19 protein-coding genes are annotated in these 19,396 nt (G+C 64.1%); 8 read left to right on the top strand and 11 right to left on the bottom strand.

All coding sequences use genetic code 11. The features are described 5' to 3' along the window. Window positions 1-202 precede the first annotated feature (202 nt). The gene (locus tag M2299_RS07065; RefSeq protein ID WP_280884112.1) at window positions 203-1,063 is read right to left on the bottom strand and encodes an OST-HTH/LOTUS domain-containing protein; all 861 of its coding nucleotides are present in this window, start codon (window positions 1,061-1,063) and stop codon (window positions 203-205) included. A gap of 1,343 nt (window positions 1,064-2,406) precedes the next feature. On the opposite strand from M2299_RS07065, the gene M2299_RS07060 reads away from it, so the two are divergent. Next, on the top strand, window positions 2,407-4,089 hold the full coding sequence (locus tag M2299_RS07060; RefSeq protein WP_280884111.1) for a hypothetical protein: 1,683 nt from the start codon (window positions 2,407-2,409) through the stop codon (window positions 4,087-4,089). A gap of 66 nt (window positions 4,090-4,155) precedes the next feature. On the opposite strand, the gene arr is transcribed toward M2299_RS07060, so the two are convergent. Beyond that, window positions 4,156-4,617 carry an NAD(+)--rifampin ADP-ribosyltransferase gene (gene arr / locus M2299_RS07055; protein ID WP_280884110.1) on the bottom strand — a complete coding sequence of 154 codons (462 nt, stop codon included), beginning with the start codon at window positions 4,615-4,617 and terminating at the stop codon, window positions 4,156-4,158. 125 nt (window positions 4,618-4,742) lie between these two features. Further along, complete coding sequence (locus M2299_RS07050) at window positions 4,743-4,994, bottom strand: accessory factor UbiK family protein (RefSeq protein WP_025874558.1); 252 nt, start codon at window positions 4,992-4,994, stop codon at window positions 4,743-4,745. Window positions 4,995-5,152: 158 nt separating this feature from the next. Between M2299_RS07050 and M2299_RS07045 the strand changes: the two genes are divergently transcribed. After that, complete coding sequence (locus M2299_RS07045) at window positions 5,153-5,491, top strand: P-II family nitrogen regulator (RefSeq protein WP_025874559.1); 339 nt, start codon at window positions 5,153-5,155, stop codon at window positions 5,489-5,491. A gap of 94 nt (window positions 5,492-5,585) precedes the next feature. Here M2299_RS07045 and M2299_RS07040 read toward each other — a convergent pair whose 3' ends face one another. After that, window positions 5,586-6,245, bottom strand: a complete 660-nt coding sequence (locus M2299_RS07040) for an RIO1 family regulatory kinase/ATPase (RefSeq protein ID WP_032951715.1) — start codon at window positions 6,243-6,245, stop codon at window positions 5,586-5,588. 441 nt (window positions 6,246-6,686) lie between these two features. Between M2299_RS07040 and M2299_RS07035 the strand changes: the two genes are divergently transcribed. Further along, window positions 6,687-7,592 (top strand): aspartyl/asparaginyl beta-hydroxylase domain-containing protein, encoded by a 906-nt coding sequence (locus M2299_RS07035; protein ID WP_280884150.1) that lies wholly within the window; start codon window positions 6,687-6,689, stop codon window positions 7,590-7,592. A gap of 108 nt (window positions 7,593-7,700) precedes the next feature. Here M2299_RS07035 and speE read toward each other — a convergent pair whose 3' ends face one another. Continuing rightward, window positions 7,701-8,552, bottom strand: coding sequence for a polyamine aminopropyltransferase (gene speE / locus M2299_RS07030; protein ID WP_025874562.1), 852 nt, complete (start codon window positions 8,550-8,552; stop codon window positions 7,701-7,703). Between the two features lie 179 nt (window positions 8,553-8,731). On the opposite strand from speE, the gene speA reads away from it, so the two are divergent. Continuing rightward, a complete protein-coding gene (speA, locus tag M2299_RS07025) occupies window positions 8,732-10,621 on the top strand; it encodes an arginine decarboxylase (protein ID WP_025874563.1) in 1,890 nt (629 codons plus the stop codon). 43 nt (window positions 10,622-10,664) lie between these two features. Continuing rightward, the gene (locus M2299_RS07020; RefSeq protein ID WP_033832425.1) at window positions 10,665-10,985 is read left to right on the top strand and encodes a DUF6122 family protein; all 321 of its coding nucleotides are present in this window, start codon (window positions 10,665-10,667) and stop codon (window positions 10,983-10,985) included. A 118-nt stretch (window positions 10,986-11,103) separates the two neighbouring features. Here M2299_RS07020 and M2299_RS07015 read toward each other — a convergent pair whose 3' ends face one another. Genes M2299_RS07015 through M2299_RS07005 form a run of 3 tightly spaced genes read right to left on the bottom strand, consistent with a single transcriptional unit; the run spans window position 11,104 to window position 13,369 of the window. Further along, complete coding sequence (locus tag M2299_RS07015) at window positions 11,104-12,423, bottom strand: sensor histidine kinase (protein ID WP_280884109.1); 1,320 nt, start codon at window positions 12,421-12,423, stop codon at window positions 11,104-11,106. Further along, the gene (locus M2299_RS07010) at window positions 12,420-13,079 is read right to left on the bottom strand and encodes a response regulator transcription factor (protein WP_280884108.1); all 660 of its coding nucleotides are present in this window, start codon (window positions 13,077-13,079) and stop codon (window positions 12,420-12,422) included. Before M2299_RS07010 ends, M2299_RS07015 begins: the two co-directional genes overlap by 4 nt. Continuing rightward, window positions 13,079-13,369, bottom strand: a complete 291-nt coding sequence (locus M2299_RS07005) for a PepSY domain-containing protein (protein WP_025874567.1) — start codon at window positions 13,367-13,369, stop codon at window positions 13,079-13,081. Before M2299_RS07005 ends, M2299_RS07010 begins: the two co-directional genes overlap by 1 nt. A gap of 157 nt (window positions 13,370-13,526) precedes the next feature. Between M2299_RS07005 and M2299_RS07000 the strand changes: the two genes are divergently transcribed. Next, window positions 13,527-13,961, top strand: coding sequence for a PepSY domain-containing protein (locus tag M2299_RS07000; protein ID WP_025874568.1), 435 nt, complete (start codon window positions 13,527-13,529; stop codon window positions 13,959-13,961). 151 nt (window positions 13,962-14,112) lie between these two features. Here the strand turns inward: M2299_RS07000 and M2299_RS06995 are convergent, their stop codons facing one another. The 3 genes from M2299_RS06995 to M2299_RS06985 all read right to left on the bottom strand — a co-directional run bounded on the left by M2299_RS06995 (window position 14,113) and on the right by M2299_RS06985 (window position 16,445). After that, a complete protein-coding gene (locus M2299_RS06995) occupies window positions 14,113-14,604 on the bottom strand; it encodes a hypothetical protein (protein WP_025874569.1) in 492 nt (163 codons plus the stop codon). 125 nt (window positions 14,605-14,729) lie between these two features. After that, a complete protein-coding gene (locus M2299_RS06990; RefSeq protein WP_280884107.1) occupies window positions 14,730-15,938 on the bottom strand; it encodes an FAD-dependent oxidoreductase in 1,209 nt (402 codons plus the stop codon). A gap of 12 nt (window positions 15,939-15,950) precedes the next feature. Continuing rightward, entirely contained in the window at window positions 15,951-16,445 is a 495-nt protein-coding gene (locus M2299_RS06985) for a lipocalin family protein (RefSeq protein ID WP_025874571.1), read from the bottom strand. A gap of 182 nt (window positions 16,446-16,627) precedes the next feature. Between M2299_RS06985 and M2299_RS06980 the strand changes: the two genes are divergently transcribed. Both M2299_RS06980 and M2299_RS06975 read left to right on the top strand, forming a co-directional pair. Continuing rightward, a complete protein-coding gene (locus M2299_RS06980) occupies window positions 16,628-16,876 on the top strand; it encodes a hypothetical protein (RefSeq protein WP_025874572.1) in 249 nt (82 codons plus the stop codon). 90 nt (window positions 16,877-16,966) lie between these two features. Further along, window positions 16,967-19,393 (top strand): DUF3772 domain-containing protein, encoded by a 2,427-nt coding sequence (locus M2299_RS06975; RefSeq protein WP_280884105.1) that lies wholly within the window; start codon window positions 16,967-16,969, stop codon window positions 19,391-19,393. Window positions 19,394-19,396 lie beyond the last annotated feature (3 nt).

The following is a 19,396-nucleotide window of genomic DNA, read 5'->3' as shown; positions in this document are numbered from 1 at the left end:
CAATGCCGCCAAAGCCCGAGACGTTTTTGGCATTTTGGCATAGCGCGGGAAGAGGCGAGAGCCTTGCTGTACTAGGAAAACGGCACTTCTGGAACGGAGTCGTCAGAACCTTCTGCCAAAGATGCAGGGTGCGGCAAATGCGACATCGTTCAGTCGGTAACGGCTCGCGGCTGCCATGGCTGCTGCTGGCGGAAGTGCCTCTTTAACCCTTCGAACTGACGCGCTCGCGGAACCACGCCCCGAATTGTCCATCGTGAGTGAAATGGCGCAATTCGAACTGCCCGGCCTCGTGAATGACATGCCGCCAGCGGGCGCAGCCGTACTTCTTCGGGGTCTGTTCCGGATGATGCTCGGAAACCCAACGAGCAGCTGTGTCCAGATTCACCCAGCCATTGATGGACCGTTCTCGGAAGGCTTGCCTCAGCGCACTGACAATACCCGCGATGGGCCAGTGGACCTGTCCATCAGGCGCGATGCCATTACGCACAAGCTCTTGGAGCTCGGGTGATTGCATCAACTCCGCAAACGCTCTTCTTGACTCGTCCATATTCTCAGCAAGGGCATGCAGTTGCTGGAGGTGTTGGTCGATCTTGGTGTAAAAGCCGCTGAGCGCATCTTGGGCCTGCAGGCATCCATCGACAGTCTGGAGGTCGTGCTCCTGGATGAAGCTGTGGACAAGTGCGTTACGCATTCCCACCAATTCGCGTAGATCGGCTTGGAGGGCCGCATGCGCTTCATCTGGAAGACTGGTCTGCATCCGGAAAGCGAGAAAGCATGAATCCGGCTGCGAAACCGGAACGTCGTCGGGGAATTCGCCGCCTTCCTTCATCACGTACTCGGTCATCAGGCGGCCGACCAGCGTGCCCATTGTTTTGCCGCTGATCTCAGCCCTACGATTATCCAAGGCGAGTGGCAGTGTTTCCGGGGTACCCGAGAAGCTGCTCACGGCGAGCATAGACTTCAGCAATTGCTCGTACTGCTGCAGGCGCAGAATGCATCGGCCGAGAAGTCGTTGTACTTCTTGCTGTGCACCGGCAATGTTATTCTGGTCGAGTGCGGGCATTGGGAACCTGACTGTGGGTGCGAGAACACTATCTTTTGAGGTTAGGAAAAGGTAAATGGAACGGGGCCTGTTGTCTCAGTCCAGTCTGCCTCCTTCTCTTCGGTGCCCGCCTCTAGCCCACAGCGGACGTCCGGGTCCATAGGGCGTTATCAGCCGCGCCATCATTCGCTTTCAGTCTTGAGTAACTATCTGTACGGTCTCACAATTAAGCAAAAAATGGACCCCGCAGTAGAGTTGAGGCTTGCGTTCTTCATCGGCCTGCTAGCCGCACTCAGGCGTCCCCTGCTTGCGCCACGTCAACTCCCTATCGGAAGTTGGTGTATAAGGCATAAGGGCTGTCCTTGACGGTGCATAGATTATCTCTTTGGGAACACAGGGCGTTTACGGGGATCATATGGCGATAGCTCAGAGGGAAGTCGATCAGGCCACGTATACCGCTCTAGGGCGTTTCGTTGTCGCTTTTTCAGGTGTTCTTGGGTCGCTAGAATCCTCTACGATTCAATTGATTGGTGCCAGCGGCCCTGCTCGACTTCTAGTTCAGGCTGCGCTCGCAGATCGTACTGCGTACCCAATAATGTCTTCTTTCTTCTCAGTTTTTTATTCTCATTGGGGTGACAAGCTCACCATTGGTGACAAAACAGTCCTAAAGCAGTTGCGGCGTGAACTTACAGACCTAATCGAAGTCCGAAATAGACTCATGCATGATGGTTGGATGAGCACTGTCACGGGCGGTGAGGAGGGACCTCACCCGCTTGCCAGAATGCGCGTGAGGGCCCATGGGGCTGGCGTCGAATACGAGTTGAAACCACAGCCGCCGCAGGACCTCGAGCAACTCGCCGCTGATGCGGCGCGTCTGTCTGAGTGTGTCAATGGTGCCGTTTGGTACTGTCGCCCTGGCCAATTTGGTCCAGAACTTGAGCAGCGCTATGAAGTTATAGGCGGAAAACTCAAGCGAGCTTGATCGATGGGTTTTGACGGTTCACCCAAGCCAAGATCAGCATGAGAACCGGGCCAATTAGTGCGTTACAAACGTCAGCGCTTGGATGGCAGCGGGGCGTCAACGGAGGCGCGTGCTTGGAACGGAACAGAGACGCGTTAGCTGGAACAAGCTAGGAGTGGATCGCTCTTAACTAGGGTCGGTTCTAAATCGCCTTGCCGAACCGGCTGCGACAATGTGGATGGCTTCTAGACATGCGTGTAGCAGCACAGTTGCCTACGAAGTAGTTGCCCTGATGGGGCTGGCCGCGTCAAGATTTAGACTCGCCACTTGGTCTCGGGTCAGAATTCGCATGGAGTCCCTGAGGAGGTATCTGATCGCCCCCCCGTCTGGTCATGCAATTCTGATGAATGGACCCTGGGGGAGTGGCAAGTCCTATCATTGGCACCATTTTGCGCTCTCGCTTGGGGACATTGGTCGAGAGCCCATTACCTTGTCTGTAGCAGGACTTGTATCACAAGAGCAGCTTGAATCAGCGCTATTCCAAGCCTCACTCAGTGGTATAGGCAGTGAGGCGATGAGGGAAGCCGCTTCCGTTATCGGCCGAGCACTTCTGCGGACAGTCAAGATTGAGCCGAATGACATCAAGCTGAAGTCCGATTTCTCCTCCGGGAAGACCGTGGTTTGTCTGGATGACATAGAAAGGTTTGCCGGGGACTTCTCGGTTCTCTTCGGATTCATCGTCAACCTGTTGGACAGAGCCCGCATTCATTGCGTGCTTTTGGCTGATGAAAATAACGCTCTAGAGAAATTCGGAGACGAATTTGGGGTATCCAAGGAGCGAATTGTTGGCCGGACAATAGCGGTTACGCCCGACTTGGCTGCCTTTAGCAGGGAGGTGATCAATGGACTGGAAGATCAGGGGACACGGGATCTCCTGACACGTCATATCAACTACATTGATAGCTTGTTAAGCGCTATTGGCACCTCGAACCTTCGAACAGTGCGCTACTTCCTCATGGAGGCCGCAGCTCTGATCACTGATATTCGCCCTGCAGATCTGAACAACGTTGCTCCTCTCCTTAGTGCCGTCTGCTTCTGGACCTTCTCTGAAAGCCGAAACGCAGCAGAGCGCAGCGTCGCGGCTTCGGTCTTCCGCATCGGCGGCATGGAGGTGGCAATTCAGACCCATGTCAACCGAAACAGTGCACGGACCGGGTCAGATGGTGCAATAGGACGTGCAGCGCTTCTCTTGCAAGAATGCGGATTGGCGGATGAGGCGGCGAACTGGCCGAAGTCAAAGGCATTCGCGGATCTGATAGACGGCACCGAGGCTGATACTGCGACGATCGCAGAGGACTTTGGTCTTCATGCTCCGAATTCCATGCCGAAGGCCCGCGCACTACAGGCCACGTTCAATGGCTATAGCCAAATGTCCGATCAGGACCTCCAGTTTGCAATAGGTGAGGCTAGAGCCCTGATTCAAGAAGGTATAGTTGGCGACCTAGTGGACCTTATAGAGCTCTACCGCACGCTGCGACACTTTCGAAGTATGGGATTCATCGCGCAATCAGAGTCTGACTTCGATCTTGAAATGCGGGCCGCCTTTTCAAGCTACGACGCGTCCCAGATGACTTGTGATCAAGCCGGCCTTGAGTTCTTGTCGGAGCATCACGGCGCGGGCGGCTTGCCGATCTGGGACACCGTGCAGGCACTCGCCACCCAAATCGAACTACGGGAGGTTGCTGATCAGAATAGAAGAATGCTTGCTCAGCTGGCTGATCCTTCGCAGGAGGTTCCGGGCCTGATCGAGAGTGTGGGGATGTTTACTGACGTTGATCCGAACTCCTACGCCGCTGAACTGATCGCGGGTGCTCCAATTGCCACAGATCGACTCTCAAGGGCGATTCGTAGGTCGCATCGAGTATCAAACGTCCGATCATACCTACAAGAAGAAGCGCCGTTCTACGAATCCCTAGCAAACGCACTGGAGGCTCAATTGAAGACGGACACGCCAAGAACGATTGCTCAGGTTTCCGTGCTGACCGTTAAAGATCAGTTGTCTGCGCTCGCCAAAATGGTCAGATGATGGCCGTATCGTCTCCGAGCAGATGCGCCGGTTGCTGAGTCGGCTGGCGCGCCCGGAATCTTCCATTTAAGTGGATGAGGACTGTAGTCCGTATCCCTTGATGATCTCCCCATTCCCCGAAGCAACAAACTCCCTCAACTGCCGAACGAACTCCGCATCGTAGGCTTCCCACACCGTAATCTCCCCAACAACCCGCAACGGCTCCGCACTCCGATACGACCGCGTCGGATTCCCGGGAAACTTCTTGTTGGTCACATTAGGATCGTCCTCGAACGGCCCGGTCGGCTCCACTACATACACACGCGGTCGCCCCTCACCTCGGGCCATCTCTGCAGCCAGCCCGGCGCCCTTGGCAATCGTGGTGAAGTAGATGTGGTTCATCACCACGCTGTGGCGATAGTTGGAGCGGAAGCCCGCGCTCAGCAGCTCGCCCACCGCGAGATCAGCGCGGGTGCCGTGATAGAACGGCCCGGCAACCTGGTCGCAGGTGTCATGCGAAACGGGTGTCCATTCGGTGTCCTGTGCCATCGGCACTGCCCCTACCTGTCCTGCCGGATCGACAGGCCGGCGAGTCTAGGGCGCCGGGCGGGCCTTGCGGCAAGGCCCCTTCAGGGAAATAATCTGTAAGTGGGAGGCGCGGTGCGCCTCTTTTTTCATTCTGCCTTGCCGCGGCCTTCCAGCTCGCGCACCGCCGTTTCCAGTGCATCCAGCTTCTCGCGGGTCTTCAGCAGCACTGCGCGCTGCACTTCAAACTCCTCGCGCGTCACCAGGTCCAGCTTGGCCAGCCCCGCCTGCAGCGCGCTCTTGAAGGTGGCCTGCAGTTCTTCGCGCGATTCGCGCAGGCCCGGCGGCACCAGGTCGCTGAGGCGACGGGCCAGGTCATCGATTTGGTTCAGGTCGATCATGGGGTGCTCCGTGGGGTGGTGGGCCTGCGCATCCGGCGCGGCCACGGCTGTTCGGGGCTAAGGATACTGCTGGCCTCGGCCCGCCGGACAGGCGCTGTGGGTTTCGCACCGGCCGCGTTCAGGCGCTATCCTCCACGCCGGAATACAGGAGATAGATGATGAAGATGGTCATGGCGGTGATCAAGCCGTTCAAGCTCGACGACGTGCGCGAAGCGCTGGCCGAGCGTGGGGTTACCGGGATCACGGTGACGGAAGTGAAGGGCTTCGGTCGCCAGAAGGGCCATACCGAGCTGTACCGTGGCGCCGAGTACGTGGTCGACTTCCTGCCGAAGGTGAAGCTGGAAGTGGCGGTGACCGACGATCAGGTGGACGTGGTGGTGGAAGCCATCGTGAAAGCGGCGGGCACCGGCAAGATCGGCGATGGCAAGGTGTTCGTGTACGACCTGGGCAGCGTGGTGCGTATTCGTACCGGTGAGCTGGACGCGGACGCGTTGTAAGCCGCCGAGAGGGACGGGACCGGCGAGGTTTTGCGTCGCCGGAACGAAGAGCGGTCGAGCAAGCTCGACCCCCACTGGTGAAGCAGGGCGGTGGTTACCGGCGCTTGGCCCACTTGTAGAACCGCTTCCAGCCTTGGCGCACAGCCGCTACCCAACCGGGGTCGGCCACCATGGCCGCCTGCGCAGGGCTCGGCGCCTGCCCGGTCACGCGCTGGCGCATCTTCAGCAGGTTCTTCATGTCGCTGCGGCTCAGCTGCCGGCTCAGCGGGTTGCGGCGCAGCCAGCGCGGTACGCGCCAGGCCGAGGTGAAATCCAGCAGTACCGGCACGCCGGCGCTGACCACCACGTTGGTGCCATGCAGGTCGTTGTGGGTGATGCCGGCGGCATGCAGGCGGCTCAGCGCGTGCTGCAGCTGTTCGAACACTTCATTGCCCACGGCCTGCGCGGTGCTGAGGGTCTGGCCGGGGATGAATTCCATGCCCAGGGCCAGGCCACCGAGGGTGCCGAGCAGGGCCGGGGCGTGCTTCCAGCCGCCCAGCCGCTCCAGCATGCGCGCCTCGCGGCGCACCATCAGCCGGGCGATCGGCGACACCGGGGTGCCACGGTAGCGGGAGTAGTCCTTCACCACCGCCGGACGGCCGTCCAGGCAGGTGCGGTAGACATCGGGGGCGAGGAAGCGCTCGCCGCGCTTGAGCAGCAGCGGCGCCACGGCGTCATCGCCGCAGGACGGGGAGGGAGTGATGGAAGGGATCATGTGGGGTCTCGGGCGACCCGGTGGGCGGCGCTGAAGCGTCAAGCGAACCGGTACGACGGGGGGAACTGGCTAAACTTTCGTTAAGCCAATTTTAGTACCGGCAAGTTCGCTATTCCACGATTTGTCGGAGAAATGTCGGCGTCGTGGCTGGAACAGTTCGTCGCGCTTTTTCGGACAATTCTGTCTCACTTTGCGAAAAGCAATTTGATTTCAATAGCTTGCAGATGCGTCCGGCAGCGCTCGCGGCGCGGCGCTGCGGCCCACGCACGCTTGGCTTGACCCCGGCGCACGGCCTGCCGACCATAAGCTGTTACACGCGACATCGACGGCCGCACCCACCCGGCACGTCCCCGTCTCCTGCCGCGTTCCCCCACTGATGCCGGCCCTGCGGCCGCATCGCCCTGTTTCCCTGTCCGGCGCGTGCTGGAGGAAAGTGCTTTGATCATCAAAATCGTACTTGCGGCGCTGTTCGTGTCCTGCGTGCTGTACATCCACTTCCGTGGCAAGGTCCGTGCGCGCTGGTCGCGCCAGCTGCTGGACCACTCCAGCTTCATGGCTCCGATCAACGTGGTCATGTACATGTTCTCCAAGGTGCCGACCACGCCGTTCCTGGACCCGGGCAAGGAATTCCCGCAGCTGGAGCCGCTGCGGCAGAACTGGCAGATGATCCGCGACGAGGCACTGGCGCTGCGCGATGCGCAGGCGATCGCTGCCTCCAGCACGTTCAATGATGCCGGCTTCAATTCGTTCTTCCGCCGCGGCTGGAAGCGCTTCTACCTGAAGTGGTATGGCCCTTCGCACCCGTCGGCCAAGGCGATGTGCCCCAAGACCACCGCGCTGCTGGAATCGCTGCCGGACGTGCGCGCGGCGATGTTCGCGCAGCTGCCGTCGGGCAGCGAGCTGCGCCCGCACCGCGACCCGTTCGCCGGTTCGCTGCGCCTGCACCTGGGCCTGACCACGCCCAACAACGATGCCTGCTACATCGAAGTGGACGGCATCAAGAAGAGCTGGCGCGACGGCGAGTGGATGATGTTCGACGAAACCTACATCCACCATGCGCACAACGAGACGCCCGATGACCGGGTGATCCTGTTCTGCGATATCGCCCGCCCGCTGCGCTTCGGCCTGCCGGGCCTGTTCAACCGCTTGGTGGCGTCCACGCTGCTGGCCGGTGGCGCCTCGCCGAACCTGCCGGGCGACCCGACCGGTGGCGTCAACAAGGCCTTCGGCAGCGTCTACAAGGTGCGGCTGAAGGCCAAGGCGCTGCGCGAGCGCAGCGTGGTGGCCTATCAGGTGATCAAGTGGGGCCTGGTGGTGGCGGTGATCGCCGGTATCTGGGCGCTGTAAGCGAACGGCCGCCGGGCATGGCCCGGCGCTACCGGAAAACGAAAAAACCCGCGCTGTCGCCAGCGCGGGTTCTTCTTTGGGTGGGTGCCGACCGTTGGTCGGCACGCCTTACTTCAGCGCCGCCTTCACGAACGGCGGGGTCACCAGCACGCCGGTGTGCAGCGCGGCGGTGTAGTACAGGGTGTCGAAGGTCTTGGCGGCCGAATCGGCCTGGCGGAAGTCGAAGCTGCTGTCGCCCTTGCGTGCCAGGGTCACGCTCCACCAGCCGGTGGGGTAGCACGGCTGCGGGAACGGCAGGGTCTTGAACGAGCCGAAGCCGGCCTTGCCCATCTCGGTGCGCATTTCGTTGATCAGCTCCAGCTGCATCAGCGGCGACTCGGACTGCTGCACCAGGATGCCGTCGTCCTTCAGGGCCTTGAAGCAGCTCTCGTAGAACGCCTTGTTGAACAGGCCTTCACCCGGGCCGACCGGATCGGTCGAATCGACGATCACCACGTCCACGCTGCCGGCCGGGCAGTTGGCCATGTAGGCCACGCCGTCGTCGAACATCAGCTCGGCGCGCGGGTCGTCGTTGGAATCGCACAGTTCCGGGAAGTGCTTGCGCGCCATCACCGTCACCTGCTCGTCGATGTCGCACTGGGTCACGCTCTCCACGCCCTTGTGCTTGAGCACTTCGCGCAGGGTGCCGCAGTCGCCGCCGCCGATGATCACCACGCGCTTGGGCGCGGCGTGGGTGAACAGCACCGGGTGGCTGATCATCTCGTGGTAGAAGAAGTTGTCCTTGCTGGTCAGCATGATGGCCCCATCGATGGTCATCAGGTTGCCCCAGTCGGTGGTCTGGAAGATCTCGATCTTCTGGAACGGCGACTGCACTTCGTCCAGCTTGCCGGTGATGCGGTAGCCGATGGCCGAGCCGGTGCGCTCGAAGTGTTCGATGTACCAGTTGCTGTTGTCAGTCATGGGAAAGCATTCCTGTTCGGAGGGGATGGAGCCGGGCTGAAGGCGGGGTGCCACGCATCCGGACGGATCGGCCCGTTCAGGTTCAGACCTGCCACGGGCGCGGGCGCGCATGATAACGAACCTGTGGGCATATAGGCGTTATCATGCCCCCCCTTTTATTTGCCACAAGGCCGACTGCAATGACCGATTGGTCCCTCGACCAAGCCCGCAAGACCTACTCGATCCCGCACTGGGCGGATGGCTATTTCGACGTGGATCAGGCCGGGCACATGGTGGTGAGACCGACCGGGGCGGATGGCCCGGTGGTGTCGCTGCCCAAGGTGGTCGATGCCGCGCGCGCGGCCGGTGCCAAGCTGCCGCTGCTGGTGCGCTTTCCGGATATCCTCGGCCAGCGCCTGGGCAAGCTGCAGGCGGCGTTCGCCCAGGCCCAGCAGGATTGGGACTACCCGGGCGGCTACACCGCCGTGTACCCGATCAAGGTGAACCAGCACCGCGGCGTGGCCGGCACCCTGGCCAGCCACCACGGTGAGGGCTTCGGCCTGGAAGCGGGCAGCAAGCCGGAACTGATGGCCGTGCTGGCGCTGTCGCGCCCGGGTGGCCTGATCGTCTGCAACGGCTACAAGGACCGCGAGTACATCCGCCTGGCCCTGATCGGCCGCAAGCTGGGCCTGCAGACCTTCATCGTCATCGAGAAGCCGTCCGAGCTGAAGCTGGTGCTGGAAGAGTCCAAGGCGCTGGACGTGAAGCCGGGCCTGGGCGTGCGCATGCGCCTGGCCTCGCTGGGCGCCGGCAAGTGGCAGAACAGCGGTGGCGACAAGGCCAAGTTCGGCCTGTCCCCGCGCCAGCTGCTGGACCTGTGGAAGTCGCTGCGCGATACCGAATACGCCGACTGCCTGAGCCTGCTGCACTTCCACATGGGCTCGCAGATCTCCAACGTGCGCGACATCGCCAACGGCATGCGCGAAGCCACCCGTTACTTCGTCGAGCTGTCACAGCTGGGTGCGAAGATCACCCACGTCGACGTGGGCGGTGGCCTGGGCGTGGACTACGAAGGCACCCGTTCGCGCAGCTTCTGCTCGATCAACTACGGCCTCAATTCGTACGCCAGCAACATCGTGCAGCCGCTGGCCAATGCCTGCGAAGAACACGGCCTGACCCCGCCGCGCATCGTCACCGAGTGTGGCCGTGCGATGACCGCGCACCACGCGGTGCTGATCGCCAACGTGTCTGAAGTGGAACAGGCGCAGGAAGGCCGCGTGCCGGACCAGCACGACGACGAGCCGGCCTCGATCCGCCACCTGCGCGAGATCCACGAAGAACTGGACGTGCGTCCGGCGGTGGAACTGTTCCAGGAAGCACAGCACTTCCATGCCGAAGGCCTGTCCAGCTATGCGCTGGGCCAGATCGACCTGCCGCAGCGTGCGCGCATCGACGATCTGTTCTATGCCATCGCCCATGGCGTGCGTGCGCGCCTGAGCTACGACGAGAAGAGCCATCGCCCGGCGCTGGATGAACTGAACGAGCGCCTGGTCGACAAGTACTTCGTCAACTTCAGCGTGTTCGAATCGATTCCCGATGCGTGGGCGATCGACCAGGTGTTCCCGATCGTGCCGATCGAGCGCTTGAACGAGGCGCCGGATCGCCGCGGCATCATCGCCGACATGACCTGCGATTCCGATGGCATGGTCAAGACCTACGTCGAGAACGAAAGCCTGGACAGCTCGCTGCCGCTGCACGCGATCAAGCACGGCGAAAGCTACCGCATCGGTTTCTTCATGGTCGGTGCCTACCAGGAAATCCTCGGCGACATCCACAACCTGTTCGGCGATACCGACGCGGTGGAAGTGCTGGCCGATGCCGATGGCTACGCCATCACCCAGCAGCGTCGCGGCGATACCACCGACGTGATGCTGGACTACGTGGGCTACAAGCTGGATGACCTGCGTGCGGCCTACGCCGAACGCGTGGCATCGGCGGACCTGTCGCCGGAGCGCGCGCAGGAACTGTCCGAAGCGCTGGAAGCGGGCCTGACCGGTTACACCTACCTGTCCGACGAACCGCTGATCTGAGGGGGACGGGAACGCCGGGCATGGCCCGGCGCTACCGGTGCTGATGAGCGCCCGCGCGATCTTCCATCTGTTCCTGCATGCCGCCGTGCCAGCCCTGCTGGCATGGCTGTTCTGGCGCAAGCGCTTCGCCTCGGCGTGGCTGTTGCTGCTGCTGGGCTGGATCATCGACCTGGACCACCTGCTGGCCGATCCAATCTACGCCCCGAACCGCTGCAGCATCGGCTTCCACCCGCTGCATACCGCACCGGCGATTGCCGTGTATGCGGGACTGTGCGTGCCGAAGAAAACGCGGCTGGTGGGCATCGGTTTGATGATCCACATCGTGCTCGATGCCATCGACTGCTGGTGGATGCATCACCGCTGAGGCTTGGTAGATGCCGACCTTGGTCGGCGCTCTTGATGCGCGTCGACCACGGTCGACACCTGTCGGCGCGCGCATGATCGGGTAGCGCCGGGCCATGCCCGGCGAGCGCAGCGGCGCGTCACCCCATCGGCAACCACAACGTGGCGCGCAATCCCGGGTGTGCATTCTCCAGCGCCAGCCGTCCACCATAACTGGCGGCGATATCACCCACGATGGCCAAGCCCAGGCCACTGCTGTTTTCGCGCTCATCCAGCCGTACGCCACGCTGGGTCACCTGCGCCAGTGCCTCGGCTGCCAGCCCCGGACCGTCGTCGCGCACATCAATGCGCAACTGTTCGTCGTCCACGCGCGCAGTGACCGTCACCTCCCGCTGTGCCCACTTGCCGGCGTTGTCGAGCAGGTTGCCGAGCATCTCTTCCAGGTCGGCGCTGGCACCGGCGAACTGCAGGTCGTCGGCAATGCCTTCGGCCTGGAACTGCAGCGCACGGTCGCCATGCACGCGCGCCATCAGCCCGCACAGCGCCTGTGCCACCGTGGCCACCGGCGTGCGTTCGCGATGGTCGGCGGTCAGCCCGGCGGCAAGATAGCGATCAACGCTGGCCTGCATGCGTGCGCCCTGTTCGCGCAGCGTTGCGCGCCACGCGCGGCCCTCGCCATCGGCTTCAGCGGCGAGCACGCTCAGCGGTGTCTTCAGCGCATGCGCCAGATCCTGTGCGCTGGTGCGGGCGCGGCCCACCATCCGTTGCTGGTGGTCGAGCAGGGTATTGAGCTCCTCGCCGAGCGGCGCGATTTCAGCGCCCAATCCGGCCGTATCGATGCGCTGTGCATCGCCGCGGCGCACGCGTTCCAGCTGCGCACCGAGACGCTGCAGGGGCCGCAGGCCGAAATGCACCTGGCTGGCCAGTACCGCCAGCCACGCCGCTACCAGCACGGCCAACGCCATTGCGCTGCGTTGGCGGAACGCGGCGACGTCCGCATCCAGGGCACTGCGGTCGGTGGCGACCACGGCGACATAGGGTTGGTTGGCGCGGGGCAGGCGCACCGGTTGCACGCGCGCGCGCAGCGATTGCTGCAGCGGGCCCGGCAGATTGCGTTCGGCCGTGCCAGTGGCGGCCACTGGCAGCGTTTCGTCCCACAACGAACGTGACTGCAGCAGCACCTTCCCGCTGCCATCGGCGATCTGCCAGTACGCGCCGGAGAACACGCGCTGGAAGCGCGCATCGTTGGGTTCCTGGCGCAGCTGCAGCTGGCCATCGGCATCGATCTCGGCCTGCGCCAGCAGGGTCAGCATGTCCTGCTGCAGTTCGTTGTCCAGGCGGTCGCGCGCGCTGCGCTTGAACAGTTCCCCCAGCAGCGCACTGGCCAGTGCCGAGACCAGCAGCAGGCCGATGCCACCGGCCAGCAGCAGCCGGCGTCGCAATGACGGCTGCCGGCTCACGGCGCGGCCAACCGCCAGCCTTGGCCGCGTACGGTCTGGATCAGGTCGGTGCCGAGCTTGCGGCGCACCCGCCCCAGCAGTACGTCCAGCGCATTCGAATCCGGGTCGTGACCGCCATTGAACACATGTTCGCCCAGGCGGTCGCGGCCGATCACCTGGCCGCTGTGGTGGATGAAGTAGCTCAGCAGGCGGAATTCCTGCGGGCTCAGCGCCAACGCCTGGCCATCCAGGTCGAAGCGCCCGGCATTGACGTCCAGCTGCAGCGGACCGCACTGCAACCGTGGACTGGCATGGCCGTGGCTGCGGCGGATCAGCGCGCGCAGGCGCAGCACCAGTTCGTCGGCCTGGAAGGGTTTGGTCAGGTAGTCGTCGGCGCCGGCGTCGAAGCCGGCCAGCTTGTCATGCCAGCGCCCGCGTGCGGTCAGCACCAGCACGGGAAAGTCGCGGCCGTTGCCGCGCCAGCGTTCGATCACACTCAGGCCGTCCAGCCCGGGCAGGCCCAGATCGACGATGGCGGCCTGCAGGTCCTCCACCTGGCCGATCTCCTCGGCCTGGCGACCATCGGCCACCACCTCGACCACGTAACCGGCCTGCTCCAGCAGCGGCTGCAGGCGCTCGGCCAATGCGGCATCGTCTTCGGCCAACAGGATGCGCATCAGTCGTCCAGCTCCGTCTTCAACAGCCTGCCGTTGCGCGCATCATAGTCCAGCTCCACCACCACGCCGTCGGCGCGCAGGATCTCCACTTCGTACACGCCATCGTCCAATTCCACTTCCAGCAGCTGGCCGGGGTGGCGCTTGAGTGCATCGCGCACCACGCCTTCCAGCGGCACGTAGCGGCCCTGCTGCACCGCGCGGCGCGCGACCTGCTGCGCCGGGTCCTGGGCAGGGCCGGCGGCGGTCGGGGCGCTGGCCAGGGCCAGCAGCAGGGACAGGGAGGGCAGGATCGGCACGTGAGTGGCTGGAAGCATGGGGAACAAGTGACAGGCGCGAGTGTGCCGCGGCCGACTAACGGTTGGCTAACAGCGCCGGCTAGGCCGCTGTTAACCACGCCGTGCATCGTGGCGTTGCCGGGATGGTCCGGCACCGAACAGGAGAACCCCCATGTTGAAGTCGCTCACCCTCGCCACCGTTGTCGCCCTGGCCGTGGCCCCCGCCGTACAGGCTGCACCGCTGGGCATGGCCCAGGTCGAACAGACCCTGCGCAAGGCCGGCTACACCCAGATCCATGAGATCGAGCGTGATGATGGCCTGTGGGAAGCCGATGTCAGCCGTGCCGATGGTCGTTTCAGCGAGGTGTATGTGGACCCGAAGACCGGCGAGATCTTCGACGAGCACGATGGGCGTGCGCAGCTGAGCACCGAGCAGGTGCTGGCCAAGGCGCAGTCGCAGGGCCTGCGCGAGATCCATTCGCTGGAACGCGATGGTGCGACGTGGTCGCTGGAAGCGCGCAATGCCCGCAACCAGAAGGTGGAAGTGCGCCTGAGCGGTCATGACGGCCGCATCCTGCACAGCGAGCGCGATGGCTGGCTGGATTGACGCCTGCTTCGGGATGGGGCGTGTCGCTGGTAGCGCCGGGCCATGCCCGGCGAGCGCAGCGGACGCATCAGGCCGCCGGGCATGGCCCGGCGCTACCTTCCGCTGTTACCAGTAGAGGCCGACCTTGGTCGGCCCAGGCCCGACGCGGGGCTTACCAGCCGTAAGGCGGCGGGTAATCCCAATAGCCCGGGCCACCACCGTAATACCCACCACCGCCGTACGGCCCGAAGAAGCCCGGGCCCTTGCCTTCGCTCACGTGGATGTTGACGTTGACCCCACGGGTCTTGCCTTCATCGTTGGTGTAGTTCTTGCTGAGATTCAGCGTGGCGGCGTTGTAGTGGGTGTTGCCGTAATTCTTGGCATAGCCGATGCCGGTGGTGAAGCTGCCGGAGACCTTGACCTTGTCGTCCTGCACGTCGGCGATCCTGCCGTCGCCGTGCACGCGCGGGCCGGTCTTGTCGCCGTAGAAGGTACCGGGCGGATCCTGTTGCAGCGTCGGATCGTTGAGATAGCGCATCGGCGTCTGCGGCACGGACAGGTCCAGGCCGGACGCCTGCGGCGCGGTGGCGCCGGCGGCGGACTGCGCCAACGCGGTCCCGGGCAGGGCGGCCAGGCACAGCAGCAGGGTCAGGGGGCGGATCATGACGGCACTCCAGCGCAGAGGGGCCGCGCAGCACGCGGCGGTACAGGCCGACGCTAGCAGGCGTTGCTTGAATGATGCCTGTCGGCGCCCGTTTGCGGTAGAGCCAGGCCATGCCTGGCTTCACGCTACAACCGCCCGAACCCGAACAGGTCCTGCAGCGGGTGCCGGCGCCGCTCGATCCGTGCCCGCAGCAGCCCGGCGCCGATCATCGAATAGGTGATGCCGTTGCCACCATAGGCCATGGCGAACTGTACCCGGGGTCCCCATTGCGCATGCGGCCCGAAGAACGGCAGGCCGTCAGCGGTCTCGGCAAAGGTGCCCGCCCATGAAAACGCCGGGGTCGGCTGCAGGTGCGGGAACCATTGCAGCAGCTGCTTCATCAGTTTGCGGGCCTTGCTGTCCACCCGGCCATCGCGGCGGGCGGGAATATCGATGGCATCGTCCAGCCCGCCCACCAACAGCCTGCGGTCGCCAGTGGCACGCAGGTACAGGTAGGGGCGCGCGCTCTCCCAGACCATCGTGCGCTGCAGCCAGCCCAGTTCATCGGCGTTGATCGGGTCGGTGATGAACGCATAGCTGCTGCGGTTGCGGGCCACGCGCGGGTCCAGCCACTGCTGGTTGGCATAGCCCATCGCCAGCACCACGTGGCGGGCGCGGATCTGCATGCCGGATTCGGTGCGGGCGGTTACGCCGCGCGCGGTGGGGGTGAGGGCATGCAGCACGGTGCGGTCATGCACAGTGCCGCCGCGCCGCTGCAACCGCCGCAGCAGCCCGTAAGTGAAGCAGTAGGGATCAACCCGTGCGGCCTGGCGGGTCAGCAGGGCGCCTCCGGCATCGACGCTGAAACGTTCCTGCAGCGCATCCCGGTCCAGCCAGCGCGCATCCAGACCGATGCCACGGCGCGCCTCGCCTTCGGCCATCAGCCGCGGTACGTCGCGGCGACGGCTGGCCAGGTACAGGCTGTCCATCTGCTTGAAGTCGACGTCCTTCAGGCCGCGCGCGACCTCGCCCAATGCAGGGATCGCGTCCGCACAGGCCTGGTAGGCCAGTGCCGCAGCGTCCTGGCCATACTGCGAGGCCAGCTCCAGCAGATGGGTATCGATCTCGTACTGCAGCAGCGCGGTGCTGGCTGCGGTGCTGCCCCAGCCGATGTCACGCTGCTCGATCAGCGCAACGTCGTGGCCATGGGCCGACAGCTCATCGGCGGTCAGCGCGCCGGTGATGCCACCACCGACCACCAGCACATCGCACTGCAGATCCTGTTCCAGCGGCGGAAACGCCTGGATCAGGCCGTTGCACACCGACCACCACGGGTAACCACTTTTCAGGTCCATGCGGGTTCGTGCTCAGGCGGTGGGGTGGCCGGTATGCGGGGTCAGGATCAGTTCGGACAGATCGAAGCCCTGCAGGCGCGCGCTGGCCAGATAATGTTCCTGCACGGTGGCATCGAGCCGGGGCTCACGTGCCAGCAGCCACAGGTACTTGCGATCCGGGCTGCCGACCAGGGCAACGCTGTAGTCCGGCGCCACCTGTATGACCCAGTAGTCACCCTTGGCGAAGGGCAGCCAGCGCAGGCCCTTGGGCAGGAAGCTGACTTCCAGCCGCGCGCTGTCGTTGTCGATCGCGCAGGCCTCACCGGTGGCTTCCTCGATCTCGCCGTCCATGCGGCAGCGGTTGGTGACGCCCACGTTGCCGTTGTCGAGCAGCTGGTAATGGGCCGACACGTCGGTGCAGCCCTCCGGCTCGTGGCGCATCGGCAGGCGGGCGATCTCGTACCAGGTGCCCAGGTAGCGGGGCAGCTTGAGGTCGGTGACGGTCTTCAGGGGAGGCAGGTCGGTCATTGTCAGGCGTGGCAGGAGAGGACCTCCACGATGCCGAGGACACTGCCACGGGCGGGTGAAGCCGGGGCGAGGGCCATGTCCAGAACATTCCGTCGCCCGGGCGGAGCGCGTGCCGTCATCGGCGCAGCGGTATGCTTCCGTCAGCGCCGCGTTTTTCCGATCCAACCGAAGTGGAGGTGCCGATGTACCAGGTGATCCTGTTGAAGAGTGAAACCCAGTTCGCCCGCGAGCAGTGGCCGCAGGTGGACGATCTGGTGGACTACGAAGGCGTGGCCTACAGCCTGCGCGCCGGGCCGCGCCAGCCGTTGCCGACCGACCACGCCTGGCACCCGATCGCGGTGTATGCGCCGGATGAGATCACCGAGGAAGAATTCCAGGACTGGTACGCGCTGCAGCAGCCGCAGGTGGAAGAGCTGCGCCTGAAGTACTGAGCCGCAACCAGCGGCCAGCGCCTGCGCATCCGCCGTTTACAGTACCTGCCGTATAGTCGCGCGCAGGCGCGGTGGTCCGCGCAAAACGGTGTGGCTGGCTTGTCTTCCTTCTTCCGAACGATCCTGGTGCGTGGCCCCTGGTTGGCCCTGCTGTTGTGCTGCACGCTGCTGCTGGCTGTGCCGGCGCTGGCCCAGGATGACGACCCCACGCCCAAGCAGCAGCTGGCGCAGATCGACAGCGCGCTGAAGGATGTTGAGCGCAAGCGTGTTGATGCTGCAGCGGTGGAAACCCTGTCGATGCTGTCCGAGGAGGCTTCGCAGGCGCGACGCGATGCTGAAGCCCTGGAGAAAGCGCTGCAGCCGCAGCTGGATCGGCTCGACGAACAGCTGGCGCAGTTGGGTACGCCCGCCGAGGGGACCACCGAGCCGCCGGAGCTGGTGACGCAACGGCGGACCGTTACCCGCCAGCGCGATGGCCTGATGGCCTCAATGGCGCAGGCAAAGGCCAGCGCGGTGCGCGCCCAGCAGATGGCGGCCGACATCGACCAGCAACGCACGGCACAGCGCACGGAGGAACTGGGGCAGAAGGTGGCCTCGCCGCTGTCTCCTGCGCTGTGGACCAAGGTGGCCGAGCGCTTGCCGATCGATATCGCACGCGTCGCCCCGCTGGCGCAGATGGGCCGGGACGCGCTGGTCGCCGGCATCCGTACCCATGGTTGGGGCACCCTGCTGCTGGGCGTGGCAGCTGCACTGGTGATGATGTTCCCGCTGCGCCTGTGGCTGCGCGCGCTGGGTCGGCGGTTTGCTGCATCCGAACGTGCGCCTGACGGCCGACTGCGCCGTTCCGGGCTCGCCATGTGGCTGCTGCTGGTCGGTACGCTGCTGCCCGGCTACGCCGTGGTGGTGCTGATGGCGGCACTGGATGCGATCAATGCGATCGCACCGCGCCTGCAGGTGGTGGCCGAGGGGATTGAGACTGCCACCTTCCGCGCAGCCTTCATTGCCGCGCTCAGCGCCTGCATGTTGGTGCCCCAGCGCCCGTCATGGCGCCTGTTGAATCTCGATGACACCGCCGCGCTGAAGCTGCGCAAATACGCTTGGGGTGCGGCGGCCCTGGCCTGGTTGAGCACGGTGCTGGTGGCTGTCGACCAAGCCACCCGCACCAGCGACGTCACTACGGTGGCGCTGGACGGCGTGATCGCGCTGACCTATCTGGGTCTGATCATGGCCATGCTGGTGACCCTGGCGCGCCTGCATCGGCGCCAGACCGCCGAGGCCGAGGCGAAGCTGGAAGCGCAGGCCGACGGCCAGGGTGCGGCCGTTCCGGTGCGGCGCAGCAGCTGGCTGGTGCTGGCACGGGTGGCCGGCAACATCGCCGTGGTGGCCGCGATCATCGCCACCTTGATGGGGTATGTGAATTTCGCCAAGTTCGTCAACCAGCAACTGATCGGCGGCAGCATCGTGGTGCTGGCGGCGACGCTGCTGTTCAAGTTCGTCGACGATTTCTCCACCTGGCTGCTCAACGCCGACAGCAAGGTCGGCCAGACCATCCTGCTCAGCACCGGCCTGAGCGTGTCGCGGCTGGAGCAGGCCGGTGTGCTGCTGTCCGCCGTACTGCGCACGTTCGTGGTGTTGATCGCGCTGCTGGCGCTGGCGGCACCGTTCGGCAACATTGGCTCGGTGGTCGAGCGCGTCGCTTCGCTGGCCAACGGCATTTCCATCGGCGACATCACGCTCAAGCCTGCGCGTATCGCCATCGCCCTGCTGGTGATGCTGGTCGGGTTGGGGCTGACGCAGCTGCTGCAGCGCTGGTTGACCGACACCTACCTGCCCAAGACCGAACTGGACCTGGGCGCGCGCAATTCAATCAGCACGATCACCCGCTACGTGGGCATCATCCTGGTGGCGCTGTGGGCGCTGACCGCCATGGGCCTGAACCTGAAGAACCTGGCGCTGCTGGTCAGTGCGCTCTCGGTAGGTATCGGCTTCGGCCTGCAGGCAATCATCCAGAACTTCGTCTCCGGCCTGATCCTGCTGACCGAGCGGCCGGTGAAGATCGGTGACTGGGTGAAGCTGGGCGATCAGGAAGGCGACATCCGCCGCATCAACGTGCGTTCCACCGAGATCCAGGTGAGCGACAAGTCCACGCTGATCGTGCCCAACTCGGAACTGATCACCAAGACCATCCGCAACATGACGATGGGCAACAACCAGGGGCGCATCCAGATCCAGTTCGCGGTGCCGGCCAGCACCGATGTCGCGGGACTGCGGCAGGCGCTGCTGGATGCCTACGGTGCGCACAACACGGTGCTGCAGCAGCCGGCGCCGTCGGTGTACATCGACAGCATCGCTGGCGGCCAGATCACCATCAACAGCTTCGCCTACGTGGCCAGCCCGCGGCAGGTGTATGGCACGCGCAGCGATCTGTATTTCAGCCTGCTGCAGATCCTGGCCGAGCGGAACATCCCGCTGTCCACGCCGACCGACATCCACATCACCCGCGATCCGCCGCAGTAAGAG

Source organism: Stenotrophomonas sp. 1278 (genome assembly GCF_029892765.1).
In the GTDB taxonomy this organism is placed as follows: Bacteria; Pseudomonadota; Gammaproteobacteria; order Xanthomonadales; family Xanthomonadaceae; genus Stenotrophomonas; species Stenotrophomonas indicatrix.
This window is presented reverse-complemented; position numbering and strand designations above follow the sequence as displayed.